Here is a 7,521-nt window from a genome sequence, read left to right on the forward strand (position 1 = left end):
GAACCGCCCTGGTGAAGGTGCCCGTCCGCGGTCGCCGAGCCGGGTGTCGCTGCCGGCACAACGCGGGTCCCGCAAGCCTCGCAAAACCTCACATTCGGCTTGAGCTCGTTGCCACAGTTGGCGCAGGAGCGCGTCTCGACACCGGGAGTTTGATTCCGCCGCGCGCCACACCTGGTGCAGAACGCCTCATGCTCGCCCAGTGCCGCTCCGCATTGCGTGCATAAGCCGGTCATCGTAATCCTCCCTTGCTTCGGTCATTTCTTCGGATAGCAGCCTGCCTGCAAAAACCTTGTCTCCTTTTTCGGGAGGGCCTGAGCCGCCGATCGACCCAAGTATCTGTTTGTCCATTCCCGCGAAGCAAGTAGGTTTGGAAATATTGGTGGCAGGGAAGAAGGCCAACACTCTCCAATGACTCGTGAACCAGCCGCACGTTTTACTCAGAGCCGCCCCGCCAAAGCGGCAGCGAGGTGCAACAGTTTCGTTTCATCAGGTGGATACATCATTCCGAGCTGAAAATGGACTTTGCCTTTCAACACATGAATCGTGGGCTCGTCCGGATCGCTTACGCCCCAGTATGCAGAATCTCCGAGCCCTGAGGGCGCCGGCTTCGAATGATCTGTGAAGAAGACAGCGGCCTTCTGGAAAGTTGTCTTAGCTTCCGCAGCCGATGCCTCGACAAAAACCATGAAATCCACTCTCGTATCCTGACCCTGCGGGAACGGCTCCATCCGGCTAAACTCGCAATTTGAGCCCCACGCCCCGCTATACGCGGGCATCGCCTTGCTTTCGGAAGGATCGTGGAATTTGGAGCCGATCACTTCTTCTACCAAGGAGAGAGGAAGCAGTGCGCAAGCGCTTGCCGGCGCACTGCTCTGGGCTGCTCGAGCGGGCTTGCCGCCGCTCGGCACTCCACCTGGCGGGCCTGCGTATGCCAGCCCAGCGCCGAACATCACAAAACCGAATAGAACCACTGCCAACGGACCAACTCTTGAATTCATCTCGACTATTTCGCCTCCATTCCTTCTCATTTCGCGCACAGCTCACTCTCTAAGCCGCGAGGTTTTTGCTGCACCCGATCACGGGGCTATTCCGGGAAGCCACGGGGTTGAATGATTCGCGGTTTGCAGCGGGCATAAGTTCTTTACTGGCCCGATTGCGAGCCAATATCCTCGCAAAGCCGCATGCCTGGTGGGTCGATCTTGGTAATCGCTTTGCGGTAGATCTCCTTGTTCACCGAGCCGATGGACTGCCCCCACGCCTCGGCAGAGGCGCCCACGCCCGCAACAATGTTCAGGTCGTAGCGGGAACACGGGCTGATCGCGGAAAAGCCAGTGAAGCTTGAAGCCGATGTTCCGATCACCTGAAAGTACACGGCGCCATCCGTCTTCAATGCGTTCGCAAACGTGTTTCCCAGGTGGAATCCATTCTGCTGGTATTGTTGGTATTTCTCGGGGCTGAACAGATGTTTCGCGACCTGATCGGCGATCTTGTCAACGATATCGGCGGCCTTTTTGATGTCGCTCTTGTCGTAGATCTTGTTCAGGCCCAGCGTAAGTTCAATGCGCGGCGCAGCGACGGCCACGAGCATGCCCAGCGGTGCCGTGGGAGAAATATCCTGGTGATCGCCCAGGTTAATATCGCCGTTGATATCACCGCTCGAGTTCACGCTGCCGGAGGAAACAACGAAACTCTGATTGGCGCTGTAGGTTACACGGAACGATCCCTTTGTGATCTCCTTGCCGCCTGTGATGGCAGGGTGAATCATGATTGCGCCGCTGACCTCGAGATAGAGCGGCAAGCCCTCTAGAAACTCCGATAACGGAACGTCCACGACACCTGGAAGCTTGATGCGACTCTCTTCTGCCATCACGCCAGGTGAATCCTTGGCAACGGCCCAGTCAAACGTCATTTCCCCGGTCAGATTGTTGAAGGCAGTCTTCATCCGCTGAATCTTGCTTTGCTGCACACCGATGGTCGAGTCGAAATCAAAGTCTGAAACCGAGCCCTTCCCTGTGATCGAAGCAACAAAGCCAGCTTCGCTACGCGTCAACTGCAGATCGAGATTTGTCCGTCCATCGGCGGGTGTCGATTGATAGCTGGTATTCCACCCGTCGATGATGGAGTGAACCGCGCCCTTCAACAGTCCTTTGTATGCGTCCATGTTGCCTTGGGCTCGCGCCTGATCCGCCATTGCGTTCTCGGGACTCTGTGCGTAGAGGGGAGGCGCAATGAGATCGGGCAGCGTGGAAAAGAATCCCGGATCGGGCCGATGGAGCATTGCGTTCGAGGTAGTGAAACGCACCGGTACCTGCACGTGAATCTCGCCATTCTGGATCAGATCTGTCAGCGCCGCCTGCTGTGTCAGTACCATCACTCCATCGGGTGTCTGCTCGACGCCGAGCACCACCCGAGCCAGCAGGCCCTTGATCATCAGCACATCGCCTGCTTTGAGCGCGCGCGCCATCTCGTTCGAGCTGTCAAGCAGAAGGCTGGCTTCGTTCGTTGAGACGCCAATGAGGGCCTTCTTGCCTTGATCCTGTTCCATGATGCGAACGTTCGGTCGATATGTGACGTGTGCGTAACCGGAACCCTTCTGGAGCGGCGCGGCCGCCGTTCCCGTGGATGCACGGGGCATTGATGCGGTCGATGCGGCAGATGCGGGTTGTGATGCATCTTTGTGTGACCTGCAACCCGTAAGGGGAAATGCTGCGATACAGGCAACAACAAGGAAAGCAAATGCCAGGCGACTCGATCTCGATTTCATGAGCTCTAACTCCTCAATGCAAAGTTCCCAGGGAGTTTTTCCAATGCTCCTTCGCCGCTGTTTGGGGTCACTCGATGCGGAAAGTCCAGATCGCGTCAAACAGAAGACCTTCCCCCTGGGCGCGTGCGATGTCACCGCCCGAAAACTTCTTGTCTTTCGATACTGGTCGGAGCGCGACAGCATACTCACCCGGCTCAAGCTGCGCTTCCGGCGTAACCTGGTACTTGCCCGTCCCAAGCTTCTGCGATTTGAGCGAGACCCGATCCTCCATGAAGTGCGAGTACATTTGCCAGTCACCCGCGGGCGTGCCGTCCGCTTCAGCCTTGCCCCGCGTCGCACCAACAATGCGGCAGGAATTCTGCGCCGGAGTGAGCTTCAGAATCACCGGCTCGAAGTCATCTGGATTTACCCTGCGTGCGCTGTCGAAGGTCACCGAGAACGTCGGCATCGCATTGGGCACAACGTTTTTTGAAGAGGATTGAGAGACGCCCCAGACGTACGTCACCTCGGGCTTTCGCTGTGCCATCACCGAGGAAAAAACACTGCCAGCCCCCATCACCGCCGAGCTGCCCACGTATGAGCCAGTATGCATAGCGATATCGGCCGAGGTCGTGTAAATGCCCACCTGCATCGATTGGGCAAGGACGGCATCCGAGCTGAGAGTGCCGAGCGATGTAGGCTTGGTCTTCGTCTGCGCAAGCGACGTCTTCTCGAGCGGCAGCTCACGCCAGGATTTGCCATCGGCGTAAGCAACCACGAGCGGCGAGGTCTTGTTCCCCTCCTGCGCCGTTGCCCCCGCTCCCGCGGTTTCGCTTGCGCGGCTATGTGTGGACCCGACGGTTGCGGCCATGATCGCGTCCATCTCCGCAGCCGTGACACCCGCATTATGCAGCGCAACGAGCGCGTCGGGAGACGTGTCCAGTTTTCCTCCGCTACTGCGAATGGAGGCGATGATCACCGACTCCGGAAGGCTATTGTGCACCATCTTGATGACGTCCTCGTTCGTGAGAGGCTTCTGCGCCTGTTGCGCCAATGCAATCGCCGAGCCGAGAAGGGCCAGGCAGACGGTTGGGATCAGTTTCATCAATGGCTTCATGTTTGCCTCCACGGGGCGCAGTCGATTCAGAGACACGCAGGCCGACTGCCAGGCAGGTCGGTGAGTTTGCCCCGGGGTCGCAACTATCCCGCTGCTTATGAAATGGACTCGAATCTGTGGCGGGGGATGCATGCGGCACAAGGCTCTCTGTCGAAGCCTTGAATAGCGCAGGATCGCCTTTGAATCAAAGGAATCCGGGGTGAAACGAAACTGACACGATAAGTGGCTGGGTTTCCATGTGCTTAGTCCACGTGCTGACTCGGCGCTTCGCGACGGGAGGAACGTCGCGGGTCACTGCCTGCTTGCGACCTGCTCGACAGATACCTTGCCGAGCAGTTCGGCTTTCTGGGCAACAAGCATGTACCCCTTGCCACGAGCCTCGTCGGCAAGCGTAGAGAGCTCCGTCCGTCCGGCGGGCGCATTCATTGCCATTGAAGCCTCGCCGAGCGCCAGCCTCGCCTCGCACTCGAGATCGAAATATCCCAGCCGCTTTGCTGTAATCGCGACCACCTTGAGCTTTTGCAGGGCAGGCATCGCAGCCTTGCCGTCGCGCGCGCGTGCGAAAGCAGCCGCAACTTCCACCCGTGCGCTCTGGATTGCCGCCGGCAGGCGCAGCGCTGGATCCGGACTTGAGATGCTGAGCGTGTATCCGCGCTTCACCATCTGCTCAGCATCCTCGAGTTTTCCTTCTTCCAATAGCGCGCGGCTGAGTAGGACGTATGCGGCCGACGCAGCTGGATCGGCACTCTCCTTTTCGAATTCCGCCAGCGCACTGCGAATGAGCGGCTCGGCCTGATCCGGCGATCTCTGGTCGAGCAGCAGCTCCGCGATCTCGGTTTGCTCTTCCGCCACCAGGCCGTTCTCTCCCATCTTTTTCCTGATCGCAAGCGCCTCGTCGAAGATCGAACGGGCATCGGCGAGCCGGCCCTCCGCTTTCAGCGCGTAGCCAAGTTCGTTCATCGCGGCCGTGTAATACTGGGACCCGCCTGTTGCCTTCAGAGTGTCTTTCGCAGTGGTGGCATCGAGCTGCGCTTCCTTGACGCGACCTTGGGCAAGTTCGAGATCAGCGAGCCGACTCAGGAGATAACCCGGATTACTGGGATCAAGCTTTGACTCCAGCTCAAGGCTCTGCCTGTAGAGCTTCTCGGCGGAATCGAGCTTGCCCCGCAGATAAGCGATATCGGCGATATTCACCAGCGCCGTCACCATATTGGCGATATTCCCTGCCGCCTCAAAGTGCTTCCTGGCGTCTTGGTACATCTTTTCCGCCTCGTCGAGTTTTCCCTCGTTGGTCAGTACGATTGCCATGTTGTTGAGGATGGCGCCGGTCTTTTCGTGCTCACCCAGGTCCTCAGTGTATGCAAGGGCACGCCGATAGGTGGCGATCGCTTCTGCGGAGTGACCTTGCGCACCTTCACCATCCCCCAACAGTCGAAGTGAATCGGCAGCGCCGGCACGATCGCCCACGGCAAGAAACACCTTGTAAGCCTCGTTGCAGGCGGCTGGACCTTGATCCGGATGATCCCCATAGAGCAAACGCATGCACTCGTCGCGGCGGGCCTGGGCATAGAGAACCCGTTTGCCCTGTGCAGCTGCCTTCGCGGCGCCGCTCCTTAGGAGGGCAAGCGCCTGATCTTTGTTTTCGTCTGAGGCGGCTGCGGCAAGATCGATCCGGGGATCGTCTGCGATAAGGGCAGGCATCTTGCGAAGCCGTGCCAGCACGTCCCTGGCTTCGCTGGCGTGACCACTCTCCACTTCAACAGATGCCAGGTTGAGACCATAGTCCAAATTGTCGGGATAGAGTTCGAACAACGCGCGGTCAATGGACGCAACCTGTTCCAGATGCCCGATGCTTGCGAAATACTGTGCCTGCACCATCATGCGCAACTGCTGCGGCAGATCCGTCGAGAGATCGAGTGCCGCCTTCACCTCGTGCCTGCTCTTTTGGCCATATCCGAGTTGGCTCCACGCCCGCGCCAGCATGGCATGTGCAAGTGAGAACTTGGGGTCGACTCGAACGGCCTGCTCAAGAAGATCGCGCGCACCCAGGGCATCATACTGTCGCAGCTTCATCACACCCAGTGCATAAAAGCGCGTTGCGTCCGGAGAGAGAGGCATCGCCGAAAGCACGTTGGCGACGTCGCGCTCCTCCATCCGCGTCACACCCAGATGTTCACGCAGCCGATCCCCTGCCTTCGAGACCAGATCAAAGATGTCGCGCTCGGTTCCTACTTGTGAAAACTCCGAAACGATCTGTCCCGTTGCCGCTCTCTGGAGACACACATCAAGGCGCAGGCTGCCTGGCTCGGTATGCCCAAGTGCGGTGAAAGATCCGAGCACGAGCCAGTCGCTATTGAGCGCGGAACCGATCCTCGCGGTTGTCTGCTGGTCGAGCGAAAAGGACTGTGGCCAGGGGTTTGTGCCGCGCAGGTTTTCAACATCCTGCCCCGGAGCCAGCCGCACTTGCCCGTCCCCGGAGAGTTCTGTTGCGAACATTTCGGAGAAAGCCGCCGAAAGCCACGCATCTTCCTGCTTGCCTGAATTATTTTCAAAACCCAGAACCGCCAGCGAAGGGCGCACAGAAACCGGCGCCGTTCTCTCGTGTGCAGAAATTGATGCAATCCGCGTCCGCTGGCTCTCGTAGCGATATATAGCCCCATAGCCGGCCCCTACCAGAAGAAGTGCTGCCGCGGAACTCATCGCCCACCTGGGGGTTCTGAAACGGCTCGGAGCGCCCACCGGAGGTTTTGTGACGGGTTGCATCTCAGTGAGGGCCGCCAGCGCTTCAGCGGATGCCAGAGACGTGATCGCAGCCGCAATAGGAGTTGCGACAACCGGAGCGATGAAGCGGTATCCCCGCCTTGGCACCGTCTCGATGAATCTTGGATTGTCGGAGTCGTCATCGATGGCCGCACGCAACCTCTTCAGGATCACATTCAGACTGCCATCGAAATCCACATGGGTCCCGTCAGGCCAGAGGGTCTCCTTCATTTCGTTCCGGGTCACAATTTCGCCGCGCCGCTTGAGCAGCATGACAAGAACCCGGAAGGACTGACTCTGAATCCTGACGCGCATTCCATTGCGCAAGAGAACTTCCTGGGCGCAATCCACCTCATACAAGCCAAAGCGAAAGACGTTGGGCGGGGAAGCAGGAAGTGGCATCGCTGTTCAATCCCGATGCGGGTGCAGGAAGCATACCACGCTTCCAATCCCTTGTCAGTAAATGATGTAACCGGTTGCAATGGAACCACTTTGCAAGACATGCAAGAGTCACACTCACTTCCGTTGACCCAGTCTGTTACTTGAGTTATTCCGGAGCAACAGATGGTGCTTTGGCGTCGGAACTCGGGACACGGAATGGTCTGCCTTGGCGAATGAGTCCGCAGCGCAGGCAGAAATCCCCGAAGAGATCGGCAAAGCGAACAGAAAAGGAGCAAATCACCATGGCATTTTGTGGACAATGCGGAGCACCCCTTTCAGAGGGGACCACTTTTTGTGGGAGTTGCGGAAAACAGGCAAGCCTGGCGGCGCAGCCAGTGACGGATCAGCCGGCGGATTCCGGCGGTGCTGGATGGACTTCGGTAAGCTCACAGCCGCTTGCTGCGCCGGTGTCTCCTCAGCGCCCGGATGCCCTGGCATGGTCGCCGGTCGCGAATCAGCC

Annotated in this window: 6 protein-coding genes; 1 reads left to right on the forward strand and 5 read right to left on the reverse strand. The window is 58.5% G+C overall.

The annotated features are described in order from the left end of the window. The 5 genes from WA354_RS14645 to WA354_RS14665 form a co-directional block, all read right to left on the reverse strand. The coding region (locus WA354_RS14645) for a zinc-ribbon domain-containing protein (protein WP_472813759.1) at window positions 1–233 on the reverse strand (233 nt) is incomplete at its 3' end. A gap of 204 nt (window positions 234–437) precedes the next feature. Further along, the gene (locus WA354_RS14650) at window positions 438–998 is read right to left on the reverse strand and encodes a hypothetical protein (protein ID WP_472813760.1); all 561 of its coding nucleotides are present in this window, start codon (window positions 996–998) and stop codon (window positions 438–440) included. A gap of 143 nt (window positions 999–1,141) precedes the next feature. Beyond that, entirely contained in the window at window positions 1,142–2,635 is a 1,494-nt protein-coding gene (locus WA354_RS14655; RefSeq protein WP_472813761.1) for a hypothetical protein, read from the reverse strand. A gap of 196 nt (window positions 2,636–2,831) precedes the next feature. Further along, window positions 2,832–3,860: a hypothetical protein gene (locus WA354_RS14660; RefSeq protein WP_472813762.1), complete on the reverse strand. Its 1,029-nt coding sequence runs from the start codon at window positions 3,858–3,860 to the stop codon at window positions 2,832–2,834. Between the two features lie 291 nt (window positions 3,861–4,151). After that, entirely contained in the window at window positions 4,152–7,022 is a 2,871-nt protein-coding gene (locus WA354_RS14665) for a tetratricopeptide repeat protein (protein WP_472813763.1), read from the reverse strand. Between the two features lie 281 nt (window positions 7,023–7,303). Between WA354_RS14665 and WA354_RS14670 the strand changes: the two genes are divergently transcribed. After that, on the forward strand, window positions 7,304–7,521 hold a 218-nt coding region (locus WA354_RS14670; RefSeq protein WP_472813764.1), incomplete at its 3' end, for a zinc-ribbon domain-containing protein.

Origin of the sequence: Occallatibacter sp., from assembly GCF_049802275.1 — a bacterium.
Lineage (GTDB): Bacteria > Acidobacteriota > Terriglobia > Terriglobales > Acidobacteriaceae > Telmatobacter.